Annotated in this window: 20 protein-coding genes and 1 pseudogene; 1 reads left to right on the top strand and 20 read right to left on the bottom strand. The window is 31.6% G+C overall.

Annotated features, from left to right (window positions below):
- Positions 1-26 precede the first annotated feature (26 nt).
- The 20 genes and pseudogenes from recA to lpdA form a co-directional block, all read right to left on the bottom strand.
- Positions 27-954 (bottom strand): annotated as a pseudogene (gene recA, locus HF295_RS02370) (recombinase RecA); the annotation flags it as partial.
- A gap of 48 nt (positions 955-1002) precedes the next feature.
- The gene (gene pgsA / locus HF295_RS02375) at positions 1003-1581 is read right to left on the bottom strand and encodes a CDP-diacylglycerol--glycerol-3-phosphate 3-phosphatidyltransferase (protein WP_312032247.1); all 579 of its coding nucleotides are present in this window, start codon (positions 1579-1581) and stop codon (positions 1003-1005) included.
- A gap of 1 nt (position 1582) precedes the next feature.
- Positions 1583-2305 (bottom strand): YebC/PmpR family DNA-binding transcriptional regulator, encoded by a 723-nt coding sequence (locus HF295_RS02380; RefSeq protein ID WP_312032249.1) that lies wholly within the window; start codon positions 2303-2305, stop codon positions 1583-1585.
- A 4-nt stretch (positions 2306-2309) separates the two neighbouring features.
- Positions 2310-3152 carry a S1-like domain-containing RNA-binding protein gene (locus HF295_RS02385; RefSeq protein ID WP_312032250.1) on the bottom strand — a complete coding sequence of 281 codons (843 nt, stop codon included), beginning with the start codon at positions 3150-3152 and terminating at the stop codon, positions 2310-2312.
- 91 nt (positions 3153-3243) lie between these two features.
- A complete protein-coding gene (locus HF295_RS02390; protein WP_312032251.1) occupies positions 3244-4290 on the bottom strand; it encodes a serine hydrolase domain-containing protein in 1047 nt (348 codons plus the stop codon).
- Between the two features lie 9 nt (positions 4291-4299).
- Entirely contained in the window at positions 4300-5736 is a 1437-nt protein-coding gene (locus tag HF295_RS02395; RefSeq protein WP_312032252.1) for a M20/M25/M40 family metallo-hydrolase, read from the bottom strand.
- Positions 5733-6401: a hypothetical protein gene (locus HF295_RS02400; RefSeq protein WP_312032254.1), complete on the bottom strand. Its 669-nt coding sequence runs from the start codon at positions 6399-6401 to the stop codon at positions 5733-5735. Before HF295_RS02400 ends, HF295_RS02395 begins: the two co-directional genes overlap by 4 nt.
- Positions 6401-7174: a DUF5058 family protein gene (locus HF295_RS02405; protein ID WP_312032255.1), complete on the bottom strand. Its 774-nt coding sequence runs from the start codon at positions 7172-7174 to the stop codon at positions 6401-6403. The genes HF295_RS02400 and HF295_RS02405 overlap by 1 nt, the downstream gene beginning before the upstream one ends.
- The gene (locus HF295_RS02410; RefSeq protein WP_312032256.1) at positions 7155-8882 is read right to left on the bottom strand and encodes a tetratricopeptide repeat protein; all 1728 of its coding nucleotides are present in this window, start codon (positions 8880-8882) and stop codon (positions 7155-7157) included. Before HF295_RS02410 ends, HF295_RS02405 begins: the two co-directional genes overlap by 20 nt.
- A 1-nt stretch (position 8883) precedes the next feature.
- A complete protein-coding gene (locus HF295_RS02415; RefSeq protein WP_312032257.1) occupies positions 8884-9810 on the bottom strand; it encodes an SEL1-like repeat protein in 927 nt (308 codons plus the stop codon).
- A gap of 7 nt (positions 9811-9817) precedes the next feature.
- Positions 9818-12931, bottom strand: coding sequence for a UvrD-helicase domain-containing protein (locus HF295_RS02420; protein WP_312032258.1), 3114 nt, complete (start codon positions 12929-12931; stop codon positions 9818-9820).
- Complete coding sequence (locus HF295_RS02425) at positions 12906-15167, bottom strand: PD-(D/E)XK nuclease family protein (RefSeq protein ID WP_312032259.1); 2262 nt, start codon at positions 15165-15167, stop codon at positions 12906-12908. The genes HF295_RS02420 and HF295_RS02425 overlap by 26 nt, the downstream gene beginning before the upstream one ends.
- A 79-nt stretch (positions 15168-15246) precedes the next feature.
- On the bottom strand, positions 15247-17154 hold the full coding sequence (locus HF295_RS02430) for an LTA synthase family protein (protein ID WP_312032260.1): 1908 nt from the start codon (positions 17152-17154) through the stop codon (positions 15247-15249).
- Positions 17155-17249: 95 nt separating this feature from the next.
- Entirely contained in the window at positions 17250-17663 is a 414-nt protein-coding gene (locus HF295_RS02435; RefSeq protein WP_312032261.1) for an Hsp20/alpha crystallin family protein, read from the bottom strand.
- Positions 17664-17773: 110 nt separating this feature from the next.
- On the bottom strand, positions 17774-18694 hold the full coding sequence (locus HF295_RS02440; RefSeq protein WP_312032262.1) for a PLP-dependent cysteine synthase family protein: 921 nt from the start codon (positions 18692-18694) through the stop codon (positions 17774-17776).
- Positions 18681-19577, bottom strand: a complete 897-nt coding sequence (locus tag HF295_RS02445; RefSeq protein ID WP_312032263.1) for a serine O-acetyltransferase — start codon at positions 19575-19577, stop codon at positions 18681-18683. Before HF295_RS02445 ends, HF295_RS02440 begins: the two co-directional genes overlap by 14 nt.
- A 38-nt stretch (positions 19578-19615) precedes the next feature.
- The gene (locus tag HF295_RS02450; RefSeq protein WP_312032264.1) at positions 19616-19885 is read right to left on the bottom strand and encodes a thioredoxin family protein; all 270 of its coding nucleotides are present in this window, start codon (positions 19883-19885) and stop codon (positions 19616-19618) included.
- Complete coding sequence (locus HF295_RS02455; RefSeq protein ID WP_312032265.1) at positions 19872-20987, bottom strand: cysteine desulfurase family protein; 1116 nt, start codon at positions 20985-20987, stop codon at positions 19872-19874. The genes HF295_RS02450 and HF295_RS02455 overlap by 14 nt, the downstream gene beginning before the upstream one ends.
- 134 nt (positions 20988-21121) lie before the next feature.
- The gene (locus tag HF295_RS02460; RefSeq protein WP_312032266.1) at positions 21122-22381 is read right to left on the bottom strand and encodes an RCC1 domain-containing protein; all 1260 of its coding nucleotides are present in this window, start codon (positions 22379-22381) and stop codon (positions 21122-21124) included.
- Positions 22382-22469: 88 nt separating this feature from the next.
- Positions 22470-23849 (bottom strand): dihydrolipoyl dehydrogenase, encoded by a 1380-nt coding sequence (gene lpdA, locus HF295_RS02465; protein WP_312032267.1) that lies wholly within the window; start codon positions 23847-23849, stop codon positions 22470-22472.
- Positions 23850-23994: 145 nt separating this feature from the next.
- Here lpdA and HF295_RS02470 point away from each other — a divergent pair, with 145 nt between their 5' ends.
- Positions 23995-26115, top strand: coding sequence for an ATP-dependent Clp protease ATP-binding subunit (locus tag HF295_RS02470; RefSeq protein ID WP_312032268.1), 2121 nt, complete (start codon positions 23995-23997; stop codon positions 26113-26115).
- Positions 26116-26121: the final 6 nt, after the last annotated feature.

Below are 26121 nucleotides of genomic sequence, written 5' to 3' on the forward strand. Positions count from 1 at the left end.
TTCCTTGTATAAATCAGGGTTTTGTTCAAGGTATGTTTTGGTGTTTTCTCTACCTTGACCCAATTTGTCTCCATTGTAAGAATACCAAGCTCCAGACTTGTTAATGATGTCTAATTCTGCACCTATATCAACGATTTCCCCAGTTTTAGAGATACCCTTACCGAATATAATATCGATTTCTGTCGTTTTAAAAGGAGCTGCGACCTTATTTTTAACAACTTTTACTTTTGCTTGATTACCTATAGCATCTGTACCATCTTTAATTTGAGATGATTTTCTAATTTCTAAACGAATAGATGCATAGAATTTTAAGGCCCTACCCCCTGGTGTGACTTCAGGGTTACCAAACATGATTCCTACTTTTTCTCTAATTTGATTAATGAATATGGCAATACATTTGCTTTTTGATAAAGCCCCTGAAAGCTTTCTCATAGCCTGAGACATTAAACGTGCTTGTAAACCAACATGCGAATCTCCCATTTCGCCTCTAATTTCTGCTTCAGGTACCAAAGCAGCTACAGAGTCAATAACAATCATATCCACAGCGTTTGAACGAATAAGTGCTTCTGCGATTTCTAAAGCTTGTTCACCCGTATCTGGTTGAGATAAGATTAGATCATCAATATTAACACCCAAACGTTTAGCGTATTGGGCATCTAATGCATGTTCAGCATCAATAAAAGCAGCGTATCCACCTGCTTTTTGTGCTTCAGCGATGGCATGTAATGCCAAGGTTGTCTTCCCTGATGATTCAGGTCCATAAATTTCTATAATTCTTCCCTTAGGATAACCAAAAACACCCAAGGCTCTATCAACTGCCAAAGATCCTGTAGAAATGGTTTCAACATTCATAATCTCGTTTTCGCCGAGAATCATGACTGAGCCTTTACCGTATTCTTTTTCAATTGATTTTAATGCTGCATCTAAATTTTTTCTTCTTTCCTTATTTTCCATAAATCCTCCTAGCCTATCAATATATTACATAGGCTCTTTGATTTTTCTTTAAATTGATTTGGTAATTATTTTATAATTCTTGATAAAGTAATCTATCATTGAAATCAAGGTCAATAAGACTGAAATTCCCACAAAGATTATTCCAATGATTTGTATAACTTGTGTATCAATAGGCATGATAAAGAAATAATAAGTAATGGTTGCCATGGTGAAGAATGTTTTATATTTTCCCAATTGGCTGGCTGCTAAAACAGTTCCATCTTCCATAGCCACAAGCCGAATACTGGTCACTAATAATTCTCTAATCACCACAATTAATACGACCCAAAAAGGCATCCAATAGGTCATTGTGAAACCATTTAAGGCATACATGTCTGATAAGACAAACAAGGCTGTAATGACCAAAAGTTTATCAGCCAATGGATCAACAAATTTTCCAAAGGTAGTCACCAAGTTATGTTTTCTTGCCAAGTAACCATCAAAGAAGTCAGTTAATGACGCAATCACAAAAATAGCTCCAAGTATATAAACATATGGTGATCCTATGATATCTTTTAATACATAGATGATGATAAATAAGATAATCATCAACATTCTTCCTAGAGTTAACTTGTTGGGAAGATTCATTTTATTCCTCTATCTCAACATTGTGATAAACATCTTGGATGTCTTCAACATCTTCTGTAAGGGCTAAAAATTTTTTAAATCTTTCTAAATCATCTTCAGACAATTGAATGGTGTTATTTGGTAACCATAAGACTTCATCTTTATAAAATTCTAATTCTTTTCCTGTGGCTTGTAAGGCTTCCTTAATGTCATCTAAGGCTCCTTGGTCTCCAAGGATGGTAATCACATCATCATCAACCCTAATATCTGAAATATCTACTTCAGCCATAATTAAGGCTTCTAAAGCTTCATCTTCACTTAGACCTGAAAATTCTAAATAAGCCACATATTGGTATTGATAGGTCACTGTATTTTGTTTACCCATATTGCCACCAATTTTAGTAAAGCAATTTCTAACTTCACTAACAGTACGGTTAACATTATCAGATATACATTCAACAATCATGGTTGATCCTCCAGGACCAAAACCTTCATATCTTACTGGAAAATAATCTTCTCCACCCACACTTTGAGATTTTTCAATGTTTTTTTCAATAACATGGGCTGGTACTTGATTTTGTTTAGCTCTTTCTACCAAACGTTTTAACTCTAAATTGGAGTCTAAATCAGGTCCACCTGTTTTAGCTGCCATATAAATTTCTTTACCGAATTTAGAATATAATTTTGATTTTTGTTTACTGGTTTTCTCCATCGCTACTTTTCTTACTTCGTGTGCTCTTCCCATAAAATCACCTTTTTAATTTAGTTTGAGTCTTCTCCAACTCAACATGTCCTTCTTTATATAATTTACCTAATGCTCTTTTAAATGCTGATTTAGACATATGAAATACTTTTGAAATGATTAATGGATCTGTTTTATCTGTGTATTTCATTAGTCCATCATTTTTATTCAAATAATCTAAAATCACTTGGGCATCATTGTCAAGCATTAATTCTTTTTGTTCAATCAATTGACCTGAGAAATTTCGTTCATTCTTTTGAATGATATGAACACTCACCTTTTCTCCAAGTCTTAGTCTTCTACGATAATTATTTCGATGAATAAAAACTTCATGACCTAAATCAGAATATCCCAACACACCATTTTCTAATATAAACATGATGGTAATTTCGATATTTTCTATATCATCATGTCTTTTAATATGTCTAAAACGATCACTCATTTCATTTCTAGATAATATATGAGCAAACAACCTATCCTTACTTTCTTTCATCGTCACAAATAAGTGATCACCCACTTGAGGCCATTCATCTTTGGTCCCGGGCAAGTCATCCAAACTTAAAAGTAAATCTTTGACCAAACCAAAATTTAAAAAGACACCATATTTTGGATTTAAACCAACAATTTCTAATTTAGCAAAACCCCCTTTTTCTAACAAGGGTGTCTTGGTCGAAGCAGTCAGTCTTCCTTCGTTGTCTTTATAAACAAAGACATCAATTTCTTGATGGTCTTCGTAGGCTTGAAGCGCTTCTTTTTTATGTAAAAAAACTTCTTCTAAACCATCTGTTAATAAATAAGAAATATCTGTCTCTCTTAATACTCTTAAAGTATTTGTTTTTCCTAATTCCATGCTTTATAACCTCTAATCTTTTTAAAAAAACCTCTTCTAATTATACCAAAAAACCTTTAATAAGTAAAAAGAAACTCGTCAAAACTTAAATTTAATATTTTCTTACCTTTTCTTCTTCATCTAAAAGCTCTAATGATAGTTTTTGATAGGCTTTAATTTGATCTTTTAATGATAAATGAGTTTCCTTATACGCAGACTTAAAGCCTTCCAAAACATAATCTCTAAATAATTCAGTCAATGGTCTTTCTTCATAGGCAATAATTGAAAATACTGTCTCATATTCCTTGTTTATAATAATTAATTGATTGTATAAGCCAGCAGCCTTATATCCACCAAATTCATTGATCCAAAATTGATAACCATAACCATGTTTATTGAGTTTGATTTTTTCTGAAGAAGTATCTACTTGTTTTTGGCTAGCCATTCTTAAATATGATTTTGAAACAATTTGCTTTCCATCCCATTGGCCATCATTTAAAAGGAATAAACCAAATCTTGCCATATCCTTAACTGAAATTCTTAAACCTGTACAGCCTAAAGTGTAGCCACCAAATTGTGGCCATTCAGTTTTTTCTATACCTATAACAGAGTATAATTCTTCTTGAAGAAAATCATCCAATAATTTACCGGTAGTTTTAGTGACAATGGCAGACAATATTAAAGAATCAAAATTTGAATAAGCAAAATGAAGACCAGGTTCATAAGCAAGTTCTGTATTAAAATAAATTTCTATAGGATTATGTTGAGGTGTTAAACCATGAAAACGATCTGTTTTTTGACCTGAGGTCATGGTTAATAAATGTTTTAATTGTAACTTTTCATATCCTGGATCGTATTTTTTTAAGTCTTCACTAAAATACAACAAGACATAATCATCCAGTTTTAATAAACCCTTATCAATGAGTATACCAATAGCTATAGAGGTAAAAGATTTAGATACTGAATATACATTTTCTAGTTGATCTTTCTTACCATCAGCATACATTTCAAAAATCATTGAACCTTGATAGCTTAAATGCATTTGGTGGATATTAATTTTTTCTCTATTGATTTTTTCTAACATTTCATATAAGTAATGCTTATCAATATTAGCGTCCCTACATGATATTTTATTAAAGTCATTTTTTGGAAAATTCATATGAGCCTCCTAATGGTGATTTTTTATAATATTTTGATAAAATTGCACAGCTTCAACTAAGGTTGAAATTTTAATAGATTCATTATGTCCATGCATTTTTGATAATTCACTTTGATCCATTCTAATGGGTGAAAATCTTAAAACACCTGAAGAAATATCATTGAAAAATCTTGAATCTGTTCCGCCCAACATGACATAAGGTGATACATCAACGTCTTTAAATGATAATTTAATCATTTCTTCTAGATATTGATAGGCTTCAGAATTGATGTCCGTCATGGCTGAAGCCTCTCTATGTTCTAAAAGTTCAACTTCAACTTGATATTTTTTGGCCAAGTCTTCAATAACCTTAAAAGATTCATTCACATTTTGAATAGGATGGGTCCTTAAATTAGCAATTATATAAGCCTCTGATGGAATCACATTGGCTTGATCACTGGCCTTGGCCATGGTAAAAGCAATGGTGGTAGATAGTAAGGCCCTACCATAAGGACTTACTTTGGGTAATAAATTTACAATCAAAGGTTTAAAAAGCCAAAGATTGACAAACATAAATCTTAGAATTCCCTTCATGTAAGGGCCTGCTTTTTCGAAGATAGCTTGGACCTCAGGAATCATTTGACTTTTAAAAGGAAAATGGTCTTCTATATCACTCACCAACTTAGATAATCGAACAAGAGGGGTATTTTTGGGAGGTGTTGATGAATGTCCACCCAAAGACTTTGCACTTAACTTAATATTGGCATATCCTTTTTCAAGGATCCCCACCATGGCTAAGGCTTGTTTGACACTGGGTAAAGCGTTGGTAACAATAGCCCCACCTTCATCTAAAACCATATAAGGATGAATATTTTTTTCCTTTAAGTATTCAACTGCATATCCTGCCCCTGGACCTGATGTTTCTTCATTGGTTGAAGAGTATAAATAGATATCTTGATCAGGGATATAAGCTTGATTGATTAAGTCTTCACAGGCTTGATAAAAAGCAAAGACCGTTGACTTGGTATCTAAAGAACCCCTACCATAAATTTGACCCTCTTTGATTGTGCCAGAAAATGGTGGGTAATCCCAAGCTTTTTCTTCCACATCAACCACATCTAAGTGGCTCATTAATACAATTGGTTTATTTTGATTTTTCCCTGGCCAATGCATTAACAAACCTTGTCCAGGAAAATCCATTCTTTCCATAGTTTCAAAAACCTTAGGGAATAATGAAACCATAACTTCTTTTAATTCAATAAAGGCAGCCTCATTATTAAGCTTAGAATCATAGGATAAGCTTTTGACTTGTATCATCTTCGCTAGACCTAAAGCATACTTTTTTGCTTGACTTTGGTCTATTTCAGCTGGTTCTTGAATGTGATCTTCTTTGATCAATAAAAACCTTATAAAAGCAATCGAAAAAAATAGTATTAATAAAGCAGCCAATATATATACAAAGATCATTGGACTTCTCCTTTTTTCATTTCTTTATTATAAATAAGTCTTGCAAATACAATTGCAATGATTGCGGCGATTAATATTACAATCACGACATTAGCTTGTACAAAGTCAGGTATAAAGATTGATAAAACAATGACAACCACCATAGGTGCTATGGTGTACTTAATATGTCCTTTAAAATACTTATAAGCTAAAGCACCAAATAAGGCTGAAATAACCCAGTTAAAAGCAGGTTTTAAAAGTTCTGATTCTAAAATAGGTTTTAAGGGTAAGAGCATTAAAACACCTAAACCCATAATCAAAATAGTCGTCACCGTTGATGAAGCAACAGCGATGGTAGAGATGACTTCATTTTCTTCAGTATTAATTTGGGTTTTAGCTATTTCTCTTGCATTCATTACACAGGGTATTTTTAAATTAACTAAATTCCCAGTAATAAAAGCTAAATAAGTACCAGATGTCCCTAAAATAGGTCCATAGGTTAATACTTCAACAATACCCCCAGGTAAAAAGATTATCGATAAGGCAAGGACACCTGTTGCGACCCTAGTAAAATCAGGACCAATACCCGTCACTATCCAAGTCACCACAGGAATTAAAAACATCACAAAAATACCTAAAACTGTAAATATACGACCATAGAAATGCATCTTAGAACGATAATCCATTAGTAGATACCTCCTATGCCTAAAAGAACAGCCAGAGTCATGGCCATAACCATTGATAAGGATAATTGAATATTTTCCAACCAAGTCATTTTTTTCTTTTGAATGAGATAATCAAAGGCCGCCATAAAAATAAAGGCAGAAACAAAAACGATGATTGGCACAAAGGTTGATCCTTCTATTTCGTTTCCTGTATATAGTCCATTTTGAATTTCTTTGATATCATAAGAAAATATCTTAGAAAAAGCATCACCAAAAAAGGCAGATACTAAGCCAATAAAGACTGATTGAAACAATAAATTAGCAAAAGATTTTTTATTGGAAGTATCAACTTTATCAATAACCTTGGATTGGTATTTTTTAAAGAAAAACAAGGTAAATAAAGCGCCCCAGATAATAGCAATAGTCATCACAAAGGCTATGGTCACAAAATCTTCAATATTTAAACTTAAGACTGTGATTCCATCTGTCGCTATTTTTACAGCTAATAGTTCATAGTGTAAGGCCCCTAAAACAGATAATCTAACCCAAGGCAAGGGAATACCTAAAAGTCCTGCCATGGTGATAACACCAATAAAGATACCAATGGATGGCAATATAGAAAATGATACAGATGAAATCACTGTTTTTTTAATCATTTCTTTGCCCATCTTTAATTCTTTAGATCTAATGTATGCTTTTTTCGCAAAGAATAAAGCACCACCGATAATAAACAATGATACTAAGACACCAATAAGGTAAAGCCACCATGCTTCTTTAAGTGTTTGAATATCCATTTGATTCTCCTTCAAAAGTTATTTTTTCTAAGGCTAATTTATTGTTTAATTTCGCTGACATGGCTAAAAACTTTTCAGCTTTAACATGGTCTTTAGTCATGCCATGTAAACCTTGTTCGTATATAAGAGACATGATGTAATAAGCTTCACCATCCAAGCCAGAATCACAAGCTTTTTGAAGCCAAGCAAGAGCTGTTTGTATATCTTCTTCTATATAAATTTCATAGAGTCTATTCATGGCTTTACTATAGCCGTTTTCAGCTGCCAATTCGTAATAATAACGAGAAATCTTTGGAGATGATTTTGAATAGATTGGATCTTTAAAGATATCAGCCAATAAATACATGGCTTTTAAACGATTGTCTGAATCAACGGTTTCGATATAGGTCAATAAGAGTATTTTTATTTCTTCAAAAATTTGGTCAGTTTTTCGTTTGGATATGGACTGTTTTTTTAAATTCCGATAGAGTAAATAAGCCAATTTATACCTTGAAGCATTATTGCCTAATTGAATGGCTTTCTTATAGGCTTCAATACTTTGGTTATAATCTTGATCAACGCCAATACCAAGTTCATAATACAAACCCAACCAAAAGTAAGCCTTAGGACTCTCTTGTTTACATGCCCTTTCTATATAAGTAAATGCTTGAAGGGGATTGGCATGATGAATCTGTTTCCGGTAATGCATTAAACTTAAATGCACTAAGGCATCTACTTGATTCTCTTCGGCAGCTCCAATATAATGTTCCTTGGCCAATTGATAATCTGCTTTTACTCCCCAGCCATTCCGGTAGATATCTCCTAATAAGCTTTTGGCTTGCCCATTATTTCTCGAAGCAGCGATTTCTAAATAATCTTTAGCCATATCATAATCTTTGGAAGTCCCTAAGCCATAAAGGTAAGCCTTACCTAAACCTAAGTAACCTTCCACTACTTCTAATTCATGTAATATTCGATAATATTCAAAGGCTTTTTGATAATTAACCTGTAAGTAAGTCCTACCTTCTTCATAGGCTTTAGCGACTAAGATTAAGGCATCAAGGTCTTTGGTCTTAGCCAAAATTTCTTGATAATGAAACTTCATTTCGTCCAAATATAAGGATGATTTTTTACTTAAATACTCATGGGGTTGATCATACATTTCAATCATCTTTTTTATGGATGGTACATGGTGCATATGAGCTGCTTTATCCAACCAATAATAAGCGGTTTCATGTTCCTTATCTTTGTTTTTTTGTTTAAAATAAAGCAAGGCTAAACCATACATACCATTGACTTGATTGTTAGAAGCAGATAAATTATAGTATTCAAAAGCTTTTTCAAGGTTGCTTTTAACACCAATACCTTCTTCATACATCCTTGCGAGTTTATGGTAAACTTCAACATCATGGGTATCCGCAGCTGCTTTTACATATTTAAAAGCTTTCTTGTAAGACTTATGGACCCCATTGCCATAAAAATACATATCAAAGAGTTTCATATATGCTGGTGAATAAGATAAATCAGTTGCCTTTTTAAAGAGTTTAAAAGCCTTTTTATAATCTTCTTTAACATAGTAATAAAGCCCTAAATTATATAAACCCACAGGATTATTCATATCAGCTGCTTCTTTATAATAGGTGTAAGCCAATTCTATGTTTTTTTCTTGATTGATTCCATAAAAAGCCTTATCACCTAAATCATTTAAATCTTTGGGTGTTTTCCTCATATCAATACCCCCTCAATTCAAGCAAGGCTTCTTTAGCTTCATAATGACCCTTATTGGCAGCTTTTTCATAAAATAAAGCTGCCTTGTAATATGAAGACACAGTTCCTAAGCCATGCTCATAAAAATATGCCAAACGATAGTCAATGTCTTTATGATCTAATGATTGGTGTTTTAATAATAATTTAAAGGCTTTTTCCAAATCTTTTTCAAATAAATTTCCTTGGATATATTGATCAACCAAAATCATTAAAGCTTCAACTGATTCCTCTTTAATAGCCAATTCTAAAAAAGACATGGCATACTCGACTTGTTTTTTATCGATGGCTGACTTGGCTTGTCTTAGTATATCATCCGTAGACCTAAAATCAGTTGAAGGTTTGGACCCTATCATCCGGAAATAATTGACAGCTAAAACATGATTTTCCGCCAAGGCTTTTTGAAGCCATTGGTAACCTTGATTCATATTTTGTTTTAAACCCTCACCACTTAAATAAAATCTTCCTATTTTATACATCGCGTAAGCATGTCCTTGTTTTTGACAATCATTATAAAGTCTTATGGCTTTAACAAGATCTTTAGGAACGATGATACCCTCTTCATAAAATTGAGCTAACTTGATTTTAGCGTTGATAGAATCTCTAGCAGCTTGATAGAGTTTAAAGGCTTGATTTAAGTCAACTTTGACCCCTATACCTTCTTGGTAACACATACCCAACATGTATATACCTTCATGAAATAAGCCTTCCCAAGATTTTTTAAAATAAGAAAATGCCTTATCATCACTTTGTTTAACCCCTAAACCATGTAAATAATGCAAGCCTAAAAAATAGCTTGCTTCTGCATCAGGGCTAAGGTTTTTAAATAAAGAAAAACTTTCTTTATACTTTTTAGCATGAAATTGTTCTTTAGCTTTGATTAATGCTTCCATAAATACCTCAAATCATTTGCTTTAATTCTTGGTCTATTAATGAGTATAAATACCCATAAATTGGCTTATCTGTCATTTTTTTTAAGTAAGATTCATAGCCCTTTAATTGGTCATAATAAGCTAAATCATCAATATTTTTTAACTTATAGTCAATGATAATAACCTTATCTATATCCATAATTAATAAGTCTATAATACCTTGTCTTAATTGATCTGATTCTTGATCGATAAATTCATATTCTTTATAAAAAGTAGGTTCTTTTAAAGATTTAAATAAAGATGAATCACTTAAAACTATCATACTTTTTCTAATATTTTCAGGTAAAGTATCCATGCTTTGATCTAAATGGTTAAAATCAATAGATTCTAAGAGACTATGGATATTTTGTCCATAGTTTAAAGCAACTTTAACTTGATCAGTAAAGAAGGTATTTTCTGCTTTTGAATAACTTCCTTGATCAATGATATCTTCAGTAAAATCAAATTTTTTGTAAGAAATGGATTTTTGTTGATAGTCTTGATCTGAAGTCACTTGAATTTCAGGATTTTCAATATCCATGATGATATCTGTAGGTTCTAAATGATAAGCATCATAAAGCATCTCTAGATAATTATTGTAGGTTGTTTTTACAAGATTTAATTCTTCTTTGGCTTCTAAGACTAAATTTATTTCTTCTTTAGCTCTGGTTAAAGCCACATAGAATAATCTAATTTTTTCAGAACTATCTTCTGCTTTGGCTTTCTTAAAAAATAATCTTTCTAAGAAATTACGATAGATTCCTTGATCATTTGAATAAGTTAAAATACCATAATCAGGTGAGAAATTAAAGACTTCTTTATTTTCAGTAAAGTTAAATTTCTTAGATAAGCCAATCATATAAAGCACAGGAAACTGTAAGCCTTTTGACTGATGAATACTCATGAGTTTAATGGCTTGGATATTTTCCTTACTTTCCTTATATTCTATATCTAAATCACTTCTTTGGTCAATAAAAGCTAAGTAATCGATCATATCTTCAAATTTCTTTTCTTTTTGTGAACCAATTAAATGTCTAAAATATTCTAATTTCTTAGCCCTATTTTTAGGCTTATCTAAATAAGCTATTTTTTCATATATTTTGGTTTTTTGATAAATCATATCAATCAAATTCACATTGGGCTTAATGTTAATGAATTCTAATAAACTTAATAAATCATTTTTTATTAGATCAAAAGTTTGATCCTTTAAAAAAGCTTGTATGTCAGCCTTAGTGCTTATTAAAAAATGAATGATTTCTTGGTCAGGAATACCATAAACAAAAGATCTTGCGACTGCATATAAACTTTGTTTAAAGGCTTGAGAATCATTATTTCTTAACTTATTTAGCAAAATTAAAAATTGATGGATAAAAATCATTTCCTCTGATTGAATAAATGATGTTTTATCATAGATATCTACAGGTATTTGATAAGCACCTAAAACCTTAGCGTAAGTGTCAAAAGCATTTTTCCTATCAACTAATATGGTGATATCTGAATACTCGATAGGACGATATGCTTTGCCTGTAAAAATCCTTTGTCTTTTTTTCATTTTTCTAAGTATATCTTTAGCCACGATATGGGCTTCTATTTGGTCTTTGCTTAAGTCTTCTTGTTTGATTTTAATGGTTTTAGGGTCATAGTAATGGATATGAAGTGGATCGTTCTTTTGATTTAATCCAAAGTCATCATCATAACCCGATACAAGTTGATGGTTATCAGAATAATTAACCCCACCCTTGTCTATGGTCATGATTTCTAGGAACATATCATTAATTTTTTCTAGTACATATTTATTGGATCTAAAATTCTCTATTAAGTTAATCGCCATACCTTGATTCATTTTTTGATACTCTTCAAGGATACGCATGAAGTTTTTAGGATTGGCATCCCTAAAACGATAGATGGATTGTTTAACATCTCCAACCATAAAAACATTATTATTGGCAATCAAAGATATCAAATAATCTTGTAAATCATTGGTATCTTGATATTCATCGATTAAAATTTCATTAATATTTTCTTGATATTTTTGACGAATATCTTGATGATTTTTAAACAAGTCAATGGCAAAAGCCATGATATCATCAAAGGAATATAGATTTTTTTGAATTTGAACTTGTCTTAATTTTAATAAATATTGATGGGTCATCTTTAAAATGACTTGAACCCTGTCTAAAGTATTTTCCCAGGTTTTTATATAGGCCTTGTCTTGGCCTAATTGACTAGCTTGTATTTCTTCTTTAATCTTTTTAATCAGTTTTTTACCTTGATCAAAAGATTCTAACCAATCATCAGTGTTTCTAGGTTTAACAGGTTTTCTTGGCAAAAAAAACTCATCCAATAAGTCCATGATTGTTTGTGGGTCTTCTTCCTTGGCCAAGGCATTATAAATAGATAAGCATTGATCAAGATAAAGATCACAATCAAGAGAATAAGACCGGTAATTATCTTGATAATAATCATAAAATTTATCTCTTATTACTTGTAAGTCTTGGTGTATAAAAGCAAAAAATTCATCATAGGCTTTTTCAAGCATAGAAGGCTTGAAATGTTGATCATAAGATTCAATGAATGCAAAGTAATTCGGAATTTTTTTAAAGGCTCTAGCAAGATTTAAAATGCCTTGTTCGAGAAAATGGTCATTACCAGAAAATAACAATTTAACCAATTGTCTAAATTCTTGAGTATTTTCTAAGTAAAAATCTTTAATAACTTCTTGAAGAATTATATCAGACTCCATTTGAATTAATAAGGTATCTGAAATTTGAATGTCTGCGGGTAGTTTTAATAAGTAATGATATTCTCTAACCAATCTTAAAGTAAAGGCATCAAAAGTAGAGATAATTGCATTATCAAGTTTTACCAATTGATGATCCATATGGTTTTTCTTTAATTCATCAATAATTCTTGATTTCATTTCAGCCGCAGCGGCTTCAGTAAAAGTTAAAATAATGAGTTGATCAATATCAACTCCATCATTTAACTTTCTTAATACCCGAGCTTTTAAGACACCGGTTTTACCTGAACCAGCGCTGGCAGAAACAAGGATATTTTCTCCTTCATGATTGATGGCTTTATTCTGATGTTTGGTATAGATCATCTGTAGGCTCCTCAATGATTTGATTCTTTGAATAACATAGGTGGGCAAATGAACAATAGCGGCATGATTTAGCTTCTTTTTGATCCATATCACCTATATTAGGTTCTATAGGAAAATGACCTTTTTCAATCAAGGCACTTGTTTGATAAATCATGTTTTCCATTAAATCCATCATTTTATCAAAATCAGATTCACTAATATTAGACCCATAATTCCATAAGCCTTGATTGGTGAATTTTAATGATTTAATATGTTTTTCTTGGGGGTCTAAGCGGCGCATTTGATTGGCATCATTTAAAAAGACACCATTCATACGATAATCAGCTTCTTGGTCAGCCTTTTCTTTTTTAACCCCGGATTGTCGATAGAAAATACCACTTGCTTTTAAATCATGGTTTTTGTTAAAGACATATAGATAAAAAGGTAACTGTAATTTTTGTCCTTTTTCCATTTCTTTCATTGAAAAGGACTTTTGAGAATATTTATAATCAACAATTATATAATGTCCTGTTTCTTCATCAATCATAACCTTATCAATAATACCATTGATTAAAAATTGATCTTCTTCTTTGATTTTTTCAGAAAACTTATATTCTGTTAAGATTTTCTTATAAGCTGAATGCTCTATAAAATCTAAGACAACTTTTGATATTTTATCAATATTTTCAATTAAAATTTCTTGGTATAAATTCTTTTTATATTGGATATCTTCAGGAAAATCAGTAGAATCATTGATCATAGATACATAATCATATGATGAATTTTTGACTAGATTTTCTAAAGACTGATGAATTTTATTGCCAAAATATAAATAATGATTATCTTCAAATTCTTCAAAATCTAATAAGTACTTTAGAAGATACTGAAAAGGACAGAGTTTATAGGTCTCTATCTTGGTCCCGGTGATAGTGTATTTTTTCTTAAGTAAAGCTTGTAAATCTTCTGGGTATATGCCTGTAAATTGCTTGTTGAAGGGACGATATAATGACTGATAATGATTCTTTAAAATAGGATAATCTTCTTTTTCAATCATATAATTATCTTTTAAGTCCTTATGACTGGCATATCTTAAAAGATCATCAGTAGGCAGGTAGGATTCTTCTTTGACTAAGTACTTGTATTTAATTTCCTTATATCTTCTTGATAATTTTAAATTAGCGAGTCTGGTTTCATCAATGGTAACTTTTGGGTAAAACAAATATAAATTCTTCAAGCCATTGAATAAGTGTTCATAAGCATGGATTCTATATTGATTGATATCTTCAGACCTTGGATAATTGATGATTTCTTTCTCTTTGTTTGATAAATAATCATTATCGATATCTTTTCTAGGGAAAACCTCATCCATATAATTCATCATTAAATAATGATGATTTAAATCTGTGATTTGATCTACTTCAATAATTTCAACAGCATTCTTAAGTCTTTTTGGATTAATTTTGACTTGGTCTAATTGATGGATAAAAACATCCAAATGCTTTTGAATATCTGAATCAAGATATAAATTAAAGTGATGGATGCAGGCATTGACTAAGTCATTATGTTGAAATCTTAAGTCTAACAAGAGATTTTTAGTTTCTTCTAAGCCATGGTTGATTAAAGACATCTTGATGTCTTTATAAAGCGGGTATTGTTGAATACTTACAGGTTTTCTAATGGATAAAGGAACATTAGCATCGTTAAAAAGCCTTTGTAAATGATAATCATCTTCTGAATTGGTATTGACAATTTTTATTTGTGATAAAGGCACTTGCATTTCAATTAAGGAAATAACCTTTTCAAAACAAGCATAGACTTGTTCATTAACATCTTTGCTTTGGAAAACTTCAATATCTGTATCTATGGCCTTAATGAAATTAATTTCTTCATCTACCCTTATACCCTTAGGAACAAAAGCCTTGTCTAAGACTAAAATTTTATCATATTGATTCAGATTTTCTTGAATAAGCACTTTATGTTCTAGTAAAGATTTTTTTATTTTTTGTAAAAGTATCAGTTTATGATTATGATAATTTTCATCCATCTTAATGTAATCAAAATAGGGGATCAACCTTTTCGATAAGTCCGGAGAAATTTGATAATGTTCATAGATAAAAAACGGATAATTGTTTTTAACTTGTGTTAAAGGCATTAATCCGTTTTTATACTTGTAAGTTTGAAAGTCTTTTGTTTGTGCAAGATTTAATAAATGATTGATTTTTGCGTAGTTCTCCGAAAAAACAAGTCTTTGTTTCACTTCATGATCACCCTATTTTATTATATCACGTTGGCCTTGTCTTATAAATCAAAAATCAAAAAAACTAGTTCAAAATGAACTAGTTCGCTTTTGGTTTTCTTGTATATATATAATAATCATTAATCCATTGTAACTTTTCGATAATTCTATTGGATTGATAAGTAAATTCCTCCAAATAAGTATCTGAGACAATCCCCTTTTGAAAGACTATATCATAACCATTATCTGAATATAAACGATCTGTAAAGAAAGTGGTTAATTTATGAGAATAAAAGACATGTTCTAACTTATTAAATAAAGAGTCTCCAATCATAAAATTTTGATTGTAAGAATGGCCCAAAAGGTCAAGAACAGTAGGGACAATCATATAAGGTGATGATACTTTTGAAATACGATTAGAATTATTGCTTAAAAGATAGGTATCCGTTAGTTTTTGATTATATAATAAGCCAAGTGTGGTATATAATTCCATTTCATAATAAGGTTCATCAATATTATCATTATCTAAAACAATATGATTGAACTTTTCATAGTAGGCCGTATGGTCACCATATATTACAAATAAGGTATTATCATATTCACCTTGGGCTTTTAAAGCATCCATAATTAAGCCTAAACCCTTATCGAAGTCCATCATCGCAGCTTGGTAATATTTCATCTTTTGATGGATTACATCAGCGTCACTTTCTTGATAAGAAGCTATTGGACTTACCCAATCACCATTAGCTTCAGCTTGGTCTATTTGAGCATAATAACCTAAATCAATAAATTTTTGTCTATTTAGGTCACCCTCATCATAAGGACCGTGGGTTAATAGTGTGGTCCAAAAATAATAAAAAGGATCATCTGTCACAAACATGTTTTCAACTATCTTCTCAGCGGTTAGAGAATCTAGGGTTAAATTCCCATCCCACTCCCAACGTGCTTCATCAGGATATAAGTCATCATGGAAATAAAGGTGTTCAAATCCAAGCATTGAATAGATTTCTCCTCTTGAATAAAAAACAGGATAATTATCGTGGAAATATGCAGTTTCATATTGGTCAGATAATATCAAAGGTAAAGATGATTCAAATTCATAATCATAAAGTAATGAATCAAAAGTATTGGGTGGATAGTGTCCTATCATACCAATCACTTCAGACACATTGGTTTTATTCTCAGAATAGTGGTTTTCTAAATATAAACCTTGGTTCATCATAAGATATAAATTCGGTGTTAAGACTTCATTAATAGCGTATTCTTCACCTGATTCAATCATAATGGTAAAGACATTATAACCTTCTAACAAACCAAAATACCTGGTTTCTTTATTAGGTGTATAAATATATTTAAAACCATCACTAGGTTCATTTCTAAAATAAATAAGTTCTGCTTCTTTATAATAATAAGCCAACAAGCCATAACGTTTCATAGATTCTCTTTTCAAAGTCGTTAGGGTTTGGTCTTCATTATATTCATAAAAAGTTTCAAATTCTTGGGTAGAAAAGATCATGACTAAAGAAAAAATCAAAAGCGTAAATAATGCCAAAACATTAAAATAATGTTTTTTATGAATTTGAATTCTTTCAATAAATAAATTCTTATTCAAGTATTTCATTAAATAAACAAAAAGACCAATTAAAACAAAAAAAACAATAAAGGCAGTCACAGACATATAAGTGAAGTTTAAGATATCAGTGGCTTCACCAAGCAATTTAAACTGTTCTAAGGTAAATAACTCAAAATATGCATTGAATGTATTGGCATTGGTCACAAATAGGGCATTAACAAAAAAGAGCCAAACAGACATGTAAATAATTGACCACTTATGTGAAGGAATAATCAGTATGGGCAAAGAAACAATCGCCACAAAGATGAAGTCAACTAAAAAAGATCGGGGAAAAACAGAAAATCCAATCCATAAAAAAGCGATTATCTCAATCACATAATAAAAAAATATAAAAATACCTATGAGTATAAATTTTTGTCTTAAATATGTATTCATAAATTCACCATAATGATTATACCATATTCAAATAAAATCAAAAACTCTTTTAAAGCAAAAAAAATGATAGGGGAATTAAACCCTATCATTTTTAATTATTGAATTTCTATGTATTTCTTTTCTTTAACATTGGTTCCTTGTTTAGGAACAGTAAGTTTTAACATGCCTTTATCATAATTTGCTTGTATATCTTCTTCAGAAATATCTTCACCAACATAGAATGATCTTGCAGATGCGCCAACATAGCGTTCTCTTTTAAGGTAATGAGTGTTTTTGTTTTCTTGAGTTTTTTCTACTTGAGCTTCAACAGTTAAATAACCATTGTCTAAAGAGATTTTAATATCTTCTTTTGAAAAGCCAGGTACATCAATTTGTAACTCATACTCATTGTCTTTGTCTAAAATATCTGTTTTCATGCATGATTGGTTTCTTTTGTTTGGTGTGAAGAAGTCATCAAAGAAATCATCGAAAAATGATAAAGCATTGTTTCTCTTAATAATGTTTGCCATTTTTCATTCCCCCTTTATAATTATATTAGCACTCTACTACTTCGAGTGACAATTATATTATAACACATATTTTAGCAGTGTCAAGGGTTAAGTGCTAAAAAATATTTAATTTATTCAAAGACACCTGTAGAAAAGTATTTTTCCCCTGAATCAGGACAAATAACGACTATATTCTTATTGATAATTTTCTCTTTTTTTATATAATTTACAGCCGCTTGTAAAGCGGCGCCTGAAGATATACCTATAGAAATTGCTTCTAAAGGCACAAAACATTTTGTCATTTTCCAAGCTTCCTCACTGGAAACAGAGACCACTTGGTCCACATAAGCAGAACGATAATTTTCCGGAATAAATCCTGGTGATATACCAGCTATCTTATGGGGATGAGCAGCTTGACCCTGCAAGACTTGAGACTCACTAGGTTCAATAGCAATAATCTTCGTTTTCGATGAATGTTCATTAAAGTATTGGCCAATACCAGAGATAGTGCCTCCAGTACCAACACCAATAAAAATATAATCAATATCTGGAAGATCATCTAAGAGTTCCTTGCCTGTATGTAAATAATGAGCCCTTGGATTTTCTTGGTTTTCAAATTGACTTGGAATCACCACTAAGGGATTCTCAGCCAGTTCATTGGCTTTGTTTTTAGAACCTTGAATTCCTTGTTCTGCCGGAGTTAGGATGACTTGACCACCGTAATGTTTAATAAGATCTATCCGTTCTTTAGATACTTTTTCTGGCATGACGATGATGGTTTTATTTTTAAAATAAGCACCCATCATTGCTAAGCCTATCCCAGTATTCCCTGAAGTCGCTTCAACAATAATAGAATCCTTGGTCATGATTTTACTTTTATATAATTGCGAAATCATTTGGTAAGCAGGCCTTGTTTTTACATTATTACCCGGATTAAAACTTTCAAGTTTGGCATAAATTTGATTCTTTAAATCAAATGCTTCTTCAAATTGATGTAATCTAACAAGAGGGGTGTTCCCTATGGTTTCTAAGATATTATCATATAGACTCATCGACTCTGTTCTCCCTTGTTTCTAATTCCATTTGTTTCATTGATACTATTGATTTTTTTGGAATTGATCCTGTAATGAAGACATTGGCCCCAATAATTGAATAATCACCTATTACAGATTGTCCACCCAAGATAGAAGCTCCTGCATAAATCGTAACATGGTTACCAATGGTAGGATGACGTTTAATACCCTTTAAGGCTTGACCTTTTCTTAAAGACATTGCCCCTAGGGTTACACCTTGATAAATTTTAACATGATGTCCTATTTCACTGGTTTCACCAATCACAATACCAGTCCCATGGTCCATAAAGAAATATTCACCAATTTTCGCCTTAGGATTAATATCAATGCCAGTCACCCTATGGGCATATTCACTCATCATTCTTGGAATCACTTTGACGCCTAAATCATCTAATTCATTGGCCATCCGATAAATGACTGTTGCATATAATCCTGGATAAGAAATTATGACTTGATCTCGGTTAAAAGCAGCTGGATCTCCTAAATAATGAGCTTCTACATCCTTGTAGACTAATTCTCTTATTTTAGGAATTCGATTGATAAAATCTATACATAAGACACATGATGCTTTGGCTATTTGTTTACTTTTCTCTTCATCAGCTAAATATAATAAAGCATATTTTATTTGTCTTTTTAAAATTTTATGTAGTTTTTTCACCAATCTTTTTGTGGTTGATTTATTGGATGTTTCTGTTAAGTGTTTGGTAGAAAAATAACCTGGAAAGATAATTTCTTTGGTTAAACGGATGATTTTCCTAACTTCTTCATTTTGAGGTATCTTACAAGAACAATGATCTTTTTTAATGGTCGTTTCTTGATAAGATTCTAAGATATTTTCAATAGGTTTTTTTAATTTTTTCATTTTCAACCTCCAGGACTATTATATCATATTAAAAAACCTTAGCATTTAAAAACGCTAAGGTATTGATTAGATAATTGATTTAATTCTTTTTTAGATTTTTCTCCAACAATTCTCAAGACTTCTTTTTGATCTTGATAAAAAATGACAAGGGGTAAAATATTCCCAACTTGATAAGTTTCAATATCATCTTCATCAAAATCTAAGTCAAGGACTTGATCAATATCAAAACTTTTAAAAAATTCATCATATCTTTTTTTCATCACTAAACAAGACATGCACCAAATCGCACTAATTCTAACAACTTTCATCATAAGCCTCCAAAGCATTAATTAAGGCATCAATTTCAGTTTTTTCACTTAAATGTGATATAGAGACCCTAATGGAAGATTGACTTCTTAAGTCATCCTTGGTTAAGACCTTAACCACTCTTGAAAAGCCTTGGTTTGAAGAACAAGCTGAAGTAGTTGAAACATAAATCTCTTTATCAGACAAGTATTTTTGGACTTGGTGAGAAGTTGATGAAATTAATGAGAAATTTAAGATATTGGCTAAGGCATTCATAGGTGAGTTAATAAAGACATTTTTAATGGTTTTTAACTGATTTCTTAAATATAAATTTAATTTCTTAACTTTTTCTTCTTTTTCTTCAAAGTTTTTATAAATATCTTCTAAAGCAATGGCCAAAGAATAGATTAAAGATGTTGGTGGCGTTCCTCCCCGATATTTAGAAAGTGATTTACCCCCATGGATAAGCGGTCTTAAGTCAATGTTTTTACGGTGTATTAAGGCACCTATACCCTTAAAGCCATAAATTTTATGTCCTGAAAAAGATAGCAAATCAACCACAGAAAAATCTGTCTTGATTTTTCCAACAGCCTGAGTCATATCACTATGAAAAGTGATATTAGGATATTGACTTGTGATATCTTTTATTTTTTTTAGGTCTTGAATGATTCCTAATTCAGAATTAACTGCACCTATACTTACAAGTATGGTTTGATCAGTGATCAAGGATTGTAAGTGCCTTAAATCAACTTGACCTTGGTCATCAATATCAACAATATCTATTTCAAAACCTTGGTTGGCCAAATAATTTAAACAAGATACGATAGAACCATGTTCAAAAGCTGTGGTGATGATATGTTTACCCTGTTCTTTATTTATATAAGCAATACCCTTTAAAGCCAAATTATTAGACTCAGTTGCGCCTGATGTATAAGTGATTGAGTAATCCTTTAAATTTAATTTATCTAGGATTGTATTTGTGGCTTTATCAACTTCTTCTAAGGCTGCTTTACCTAAGGCATGGATAGAATTACAATTAGCGAAAGAACGCTGATGAAACAAGGCATCTTCTTCTAAAACTTTTCTTGATACAGGTGTGGTCGCAGAATAATCTAAATAAATCATATTAATCACCTCAATATTCATTATACAACTTTCATCTATATTTTTCATTATAAAATCTTATGACTTTCAAGAAAACAAGACTTGTAATCAAAAAAAAGACACGTTCATGAGAACGTGTCTAGATATAATAAATTTTAAAAAGGTCCGTAACTTTCAAAAGAACCATCTTCATAGATGACAAGATAAACTTCCTTAGCTATGACCATATCAATGATGGTTTGATCTTTAAAAGCTTGATTAACTAACAATGTCGGAATTTGAACTAAAGCATTATTCTCTAAGCCTAATTGATAATTAAAATTATAACCAAATACATAGGTTCCGGTTTGTCCAATCACTGCAGAAGAATCATGGTTAAAATTAAGTTTTACAATATTGCCAACCCCATTCACAGCATCACTTATTTCAAGAGGTTCACTTGAATGTGTTAAATCAGTCACACCCAATTGATTAAACATATTATCTCCAAATACAAAAACACGATTATTTGAAGATAAAACACCTGAGTGATTATAACCCACTGATATATCAATGATGGTTTCTGGTGACACAGAGAATATATGGGTAATTTTGGTAGGCACTAGGACTTCTTCATCTTCCACACCTAATTGTCCAACTTCATTAGAACCCCAAACAAAAACTTGTCCAAGATAAGATAAAGCCATTGAATGGTTATTACCAAGTTCTATCTTAATGATAAAATCATCATCAGCTAAGTCAAAAGCTTGAGTAATATCTTGCGGCATATAAATGGTTTCTTCCCAAGGGTTATTTTTTTCTCCAGTTCCTAATTGACCATAAGCATTAACACCCCAAGTAAAGACTCTTCCTTCACTGGTAATCACTGCATTATGGTCTCTACCAACGGCTATATAGATAATTTGTTCATCTACATTTAGATTAAATTCATTGGTAATGTTAACAGGTAGAGAATGGTTACTACCACTAGGCAAACCTAGTTTTCCATAAGCATTATGTCCCCAAGCAAATACTTGACCTTTTCCACTTAAGGCTAAGGCATGGTATTCACCTAAAGCTACAGAAATAATTTGATCATCAGTCAAAGCAAAAGCATCTGTGATTTCTACAAAACCTTGGTGTTCAACAAAATCACCAGCTCCTAATTGGCCATTTTTGTTTTCACCTTTGGTATAAACTTCGCCATCTTCAATATAAATGGTATTTAATCTGTGAACATCAGCCATCTGATCAAGAACTAAATCTTCAATTTGAACTTGTTCAGTTGTTGGTTCTTCTGTTGTTGGTTCAAGAGTTGTTGGCTCAACTGTAGTTGATTCAATTGTAGTTGATTCTGTTGTTTGGTCTGCACAAGCAACCAAAGCACCAACAGCAAAAAACATCATAAAAACAAGTAACATTTTTTTTCTTTTCATTTCCCTCACCTCAATTTTATTATACCACTGCATAGATACGATTGACAAGATTTTGCATTAACCAAAAAAAATAAGCGAAGAAATTCGCTTATTCTATATAATGTATTGCCAATCCATCCAAGCCTAAGGCAGATTCATGAACCAATTCTTGAATGGTAGGATGGGCAAAGATGGTTTCATATACATCTTTAGCCTCTAAATGATTTTGAATGGCTAAGGTATAAGTCGCAATTAGATTTTCTGCTTCTTTACCTAAAATCATCGCTCCTATCAATTGTTTTGATTTTGCATGTCTTAATAATTTAATATAACCCTTATCCCCATTTAAGATTAAAGCCTTTCCATTGGCTGAATAAGGTGTTTTAATGACCTCGTAGTCTATTGCTTTCTCTTTAGCTTCTTCTTCAGTGATACCAACCGTCGCAATCGTAGGTGAAGTAAAAATCACTGAAGGTACATTGGTTTTATCAAAGTGGGCATCTTTACCTAAAATATGATCAACTGCCACAAAAGCTTGATGAGATGCTACATGAGCCAGTTGCATGATATTATTAACATCACCAATAGCGTATACATGATCTAGATTGGTCTTCATGGCTGAATTAACTAAAATACCACTTCTATGGTCAAAGTCTATACTTGTATTGTCTAAAGCAAGACCCTCCATTTGTGGTCCACGGCCAATGGCTTCTAAAACCAAGTCTGCCTCCACAAAAGCTTCTTGATCATTTTTTTGATAATAAACTTTTTTTATTCCCTTATCTTCTATAACTTTAACAACTTTAGCATTTGTGATAATATTCATACCTGCTTTTTTGGCATAAGGCATTAAACGTTGTGCCAACTCCTTATCAATACCAGGTAAAATCCTAGGTAAAAACTCTATGACTGTCACATCAACACCCATATTTTGATAGATAAAAGCAAACTCCATCCCAATAATACCGCCACCAATCACTGTCATTGATTTAGGCAATTGGTCATGATCTAAAATTTGTCTCGAGTCCATCATCAATTCTTTTCCTTGGATAGGAAGATGTTTACTCTTAGAACCTGTGGCGATGATGATATGATCTGCTTGAATTTCATGGTCATTGACCCTGACCACATGATCATCAATAAAAGATGCTTGCCCCTTAATGACTTGAATATCATGTTTCTTTAACAGAAACTCTATACCCGCAACCAAGCGGTCCTTAACATCATTTTTCTTAGCAATGACTTTTTTTAAATTGATATTTAAAGAGTCATATTCAATACCTAAATCTTCATTAATTAAATCATGGTATAGTTCACTCGATCTTACCAAAGACTTGGTAGGAATACAACCAACATTTAAACAAGTCCCTCCAACCCATTCTTTATCAATGAGAATTGGATTTAAACCTTGTTTTTTTGCATAAATACTAGCCACATAACCCCCAGGTCCTGCGCCTATCACCAGTAAATCTGTTTTGATTTTTTCCATTATAAACCTCCAACACAACCATTATATCAATGATAAAATCAAATTACAACCATTCATTTATTAGCACTCTTCTATTGACTCTGCTAATTGATTGTTATATAATATAGATGGAATAAAAACGTTTCATAATAAAGGAAGTGATCTTATGCAAGCTAATATGAATTATGACCAAGACCAAGATATTTTAGAAAAATTTGGTCGGATTATTAATGACCAAGTTAAAGAAGGAAAAATAGATCCTGTCATTGGTCGTGAAGAAGAAATTAGACGGATTATAAAAATCTTATCAAGAAGAACAAAAAATAATCCAGTACTCATTGGTGAACCAGGTATTGGTAAAACAGCTATTGTTGAAGGCTTGGCTAAAAGAATCGTTGATAAGGATGTTCCACTGACTTTAAAAGACAAAATCATCTATGAACTAGATTTAGCCGCCTTAGTTGCTGGAGCTAAGTATCGAGGTGAGTTTGAAGAAAGATTAAAGGCTGTCTTAAACAAAATCAAGGCTTCTGATGGTCAAATCATACTATTTATCGATGAAATTCACATGATTGTTGGTGCTGGTAAGGTTGAAGGAGCCATGGATGCATCTAACATGCTTAAACCTATGTTGGCTAGGGGCGAATTACATACCATCGGCGCAACCACCCTTAATGAATACAGAAAATATATAGAAAAAGATTCTGCCTTAGAAAGACGTCTTCAAAGAGTCATTATTAAAGAACCTTCTATCGAAGATACCATCAGTATTTTAAGAGGACTTAAGGAGAAATTTGAAACCCATCATGGCGTTTTTATCCATGATGAAGCCATCATTCAAGCAGCCATCTTATCAAACCGTTATATCACTGATCGTTTCTTACCTGATAAAGCCATTGATCTTATCGATGAAGCCTCTGCTTCTATTCGTATGGAAATAGATTCAATGCCAGCTGAACTCGATAACATTACCAGAAAAATCATGCAACTAGAAATTGAAAAAAGAGCCTTAGAGAAAGAAATAGATGCTCATTCCAAGGAAAGATTATCCTTATTAAATGATGAATTAAAATCATATAAAAAACAAGAAAAAGACATTAGAAAACAATGGGAAAAAGAAAAATCTGAACTGAATGAAGTTAAACAGTTAAAAACTAAATTAGATTCTTTAAAAAACGACTTACAAAACGCCTTTAACAATTCAGATTATTCAAAAGCCGCAGAACTTCAATATTCAATCATTCCTAAACTAGAACAAAATATTGAAAGCATGACTAAGAATGAAAACCATCAACTAATATCAGAATCTGTTGGTGAAGAAGATATTGCTGAAGTGGTTGCTAAATGGACCAATATTCCAGTCACTAAACTTATGGAAGGTGATAAAGAAAGACTCATCCACTTAGATGAACACTTAAAAGAAAGAGTCATTGGTCAAGATGAAGCAATAAGATTAGTGAGTGATGCAATTATTAGACAACGTGCTGGTATTAAAAACGAAAATAGACCCATTGGATCATTTATGTTTTTAGGACCCACTGGTGTCGGTAAAACCGAACTAGCTAAAGCCCTAGCTGAACAACTATTCGCCAGTGAAAAACACATCGTAAGAATTGATATGTCAGAATATATGGAAAAATTCTCTGTCTCTCGTCTGATCGGTGCCCCTCCAGGTTATGTAGGTTATGATGAAGGCGGACAACTAACAGAAGCCATTCGTCGTAAACCTTATTCAATTGTCTTATTTGATGAAATCGAAAAAGCCCATAGTGAAGTCTTTAACTTATTATTACAAATACTAGATGATGGTAGATTAACAGATTCACAAGGTAGGGTCGTCGATTTTAGAAACACCATTATTATCATGACTTCAAACTTAGGTTCAAGATATTTAGTTGAAGACCAAAAAGATGGTAAAAACAAGGTCTTATCTATGGTTAAAGAAAACTTTAAACCAGAATTTATCAATCGTATTGATGAACTTATCGTATTTAATCCTTTATCTAAAGAAGTTCAATATCAAATCGTTGATAAATTACTTGCAGAATTAGAGACTAGACTCAAAGAACATCAATTAGAATTTAACTTTACTTCTTCATTAAAAGACTATATCCTAGAATCTGCTTATGATATTTCTTATGGTGCCAGACCTTTAAAAAGATTTATCCAACATCATATAGAATCCATGATTGCTAGAGAAATGGTTAATGACAAATTAAAGGCCAAGGGTCAATATTTATTAGATTATCAAAATGAAATTATAATCAAAGAAAAAAGCGAAGCTTAATCCATT

Source organism: Hujiaoplasma nucleasis, assembly GCF_013745115.1.
Classification (GTDB): Bacteria; Bacillota_I; Bacilli_A; order Izemoplasmatales; family Hujiaoplasmataceae; genus Hujiaoplasma; species Hujiaoplasma nucleasis.

What these genes read in the sequence shown, in the direction of transcription:
- pgsA (WP_312032247.1), bottom strand. Translation starts at nt 1,581, where the DNA reads ATGAATCTTCCCAACAAGTTAACTCTAGGAAGAATGTTGATGATTATC.
- HF295_RS02380 (WP_312032249.1), bottom strand. Translation starts at nt 2,305, where the DNA reads ATGGGAAGAGCACACGAAGTAAGAAAAGTAGCGATGGAGAAAACCAGT.
- HF295_RS02385 (WP_312032250.1), bottom strand. Translation starts at nt 3,152, where the DNA reads ATGGAATTAGGAAAAACAAATACTTTAAGAGTATTAAGAGAGACAGAT.
- HF295_RS02390 (WP_312032251.1), bottom strand. Translation starts at nt 4,290, where the DNA reads ATGAATTTTCCAAAAAATGACTTTAATAAAATATCATGTAGGGACGCT.
- HF295_RS02395 (WP_312032252.1), bottom strand. Translation starts at nt 5,736, where the DNA reads ATGATCTTTGTATATATATTGGCTGCTTTATTAATACTATTTTTTTCG.
- HF295_RS02400 (WP_312032254.1), bottom strand. Translation starts at nt 6,401, where the DNA reads ATGGATTATCGTTCTAAGATGCATTTCTATGGTCGTATATTTACAGTT.
- HF295_RS02405 (WP_312032255.1), bottom strand. Translation starts at nt 7,174, where the DNA reads ATGGATATTCAAACACTTAAAGAAGCATGGTGGCTTTACCTTATTGGT.
- HF295_RS02410 (WP_312032256.1), bottom strand. Translation starts at nt 8,882, where the DNA reads ATGAGGAAAACACCCAAAGATTTAAATGATTTAGGTGATAAGGCTTTT.
- HF295_RS02415 (WP_312032257.1), bottom strand. Translation starts at nt 9,810, where the DNA reads ATGGAAGCATTAATCAAAGCTAAAGAACAATTTCATGCTAAAAAGTAT.
- HF295_RS02420 (WP_312032258.1), bottom strand. Translation starts at nt 12,931, where the DNA reads ATGATCTATACCAAACATCAGAATAAAGCCATCAATCATGAAGGAGAA.
- HF295_RS02430 (WP_312032260.1), bottom strand. Translation starts at nt 17,154, where the DNA reads ATGAATACATATTTAAGACAAAAATTTATACTCATAGGTATTTTTATA.
- HF295_RS02435 (WP_312032261.1), bottom strand. Translation starts at nt 17,663, where the DNA reads ATGGCAAACATTATTAAGAGAAACAATGCTTTATCATTTTTCGATGAT.
- HF295_RS02440 (WP_312032262.1), bottom strand. Translation starts at nt 18,694, where the DNA reads ATGAGTCTATATGATAATATCTTAGAAACCATAGGGAACACCCCTCTT.
- HF295_RS02445 (WP_312032263.1), bottom strand. Translation starts at nt 19,577, where the DNA reads ATGAAAAAATTAAAAAAACCTATTGAAAATATCTTAGAATCTTATCAA.
- HF295_RS02450 (WP_312032264.1), bottom strand. Translation starts at nt 19,885, where the DNA reads ATGAAAGTTGTTAGAATTAGTGCGATTTGGTGCATGTCTTGTTTAGTG.
- HF295_RS02455 (WP_312032265.1), bottom strand. Translation starts at nt 20,987, where the DNA reads ATGATTTATTTAGATTATTCTGCGACCACACCTGTATCAAGAAAAGTT.
- HF295_RS02460 (WP_312032266.1), bottom strand. Translation starts at nt 22,381, where the DNA reads ATGAAAAGAAAAAAAATGTTACTTGTTTTTATGATGTTTTTTGCTGTT.
- lpdA (WP_312032267.1), bottom strand. Translation starts at nt 23,849, where the DNA reads ATGGAAAAAATCAAAACAGATTTACTGGTGATAGGCGCAGGACCTGGG.
- HF295_RS02470 (WP_312032268.1), top strand. Translation starts at nt 23,995, where the DNA reads ATGCAAGCTAATATGAATTATGACCAAGACCAAGATATTTTAGAAAAA.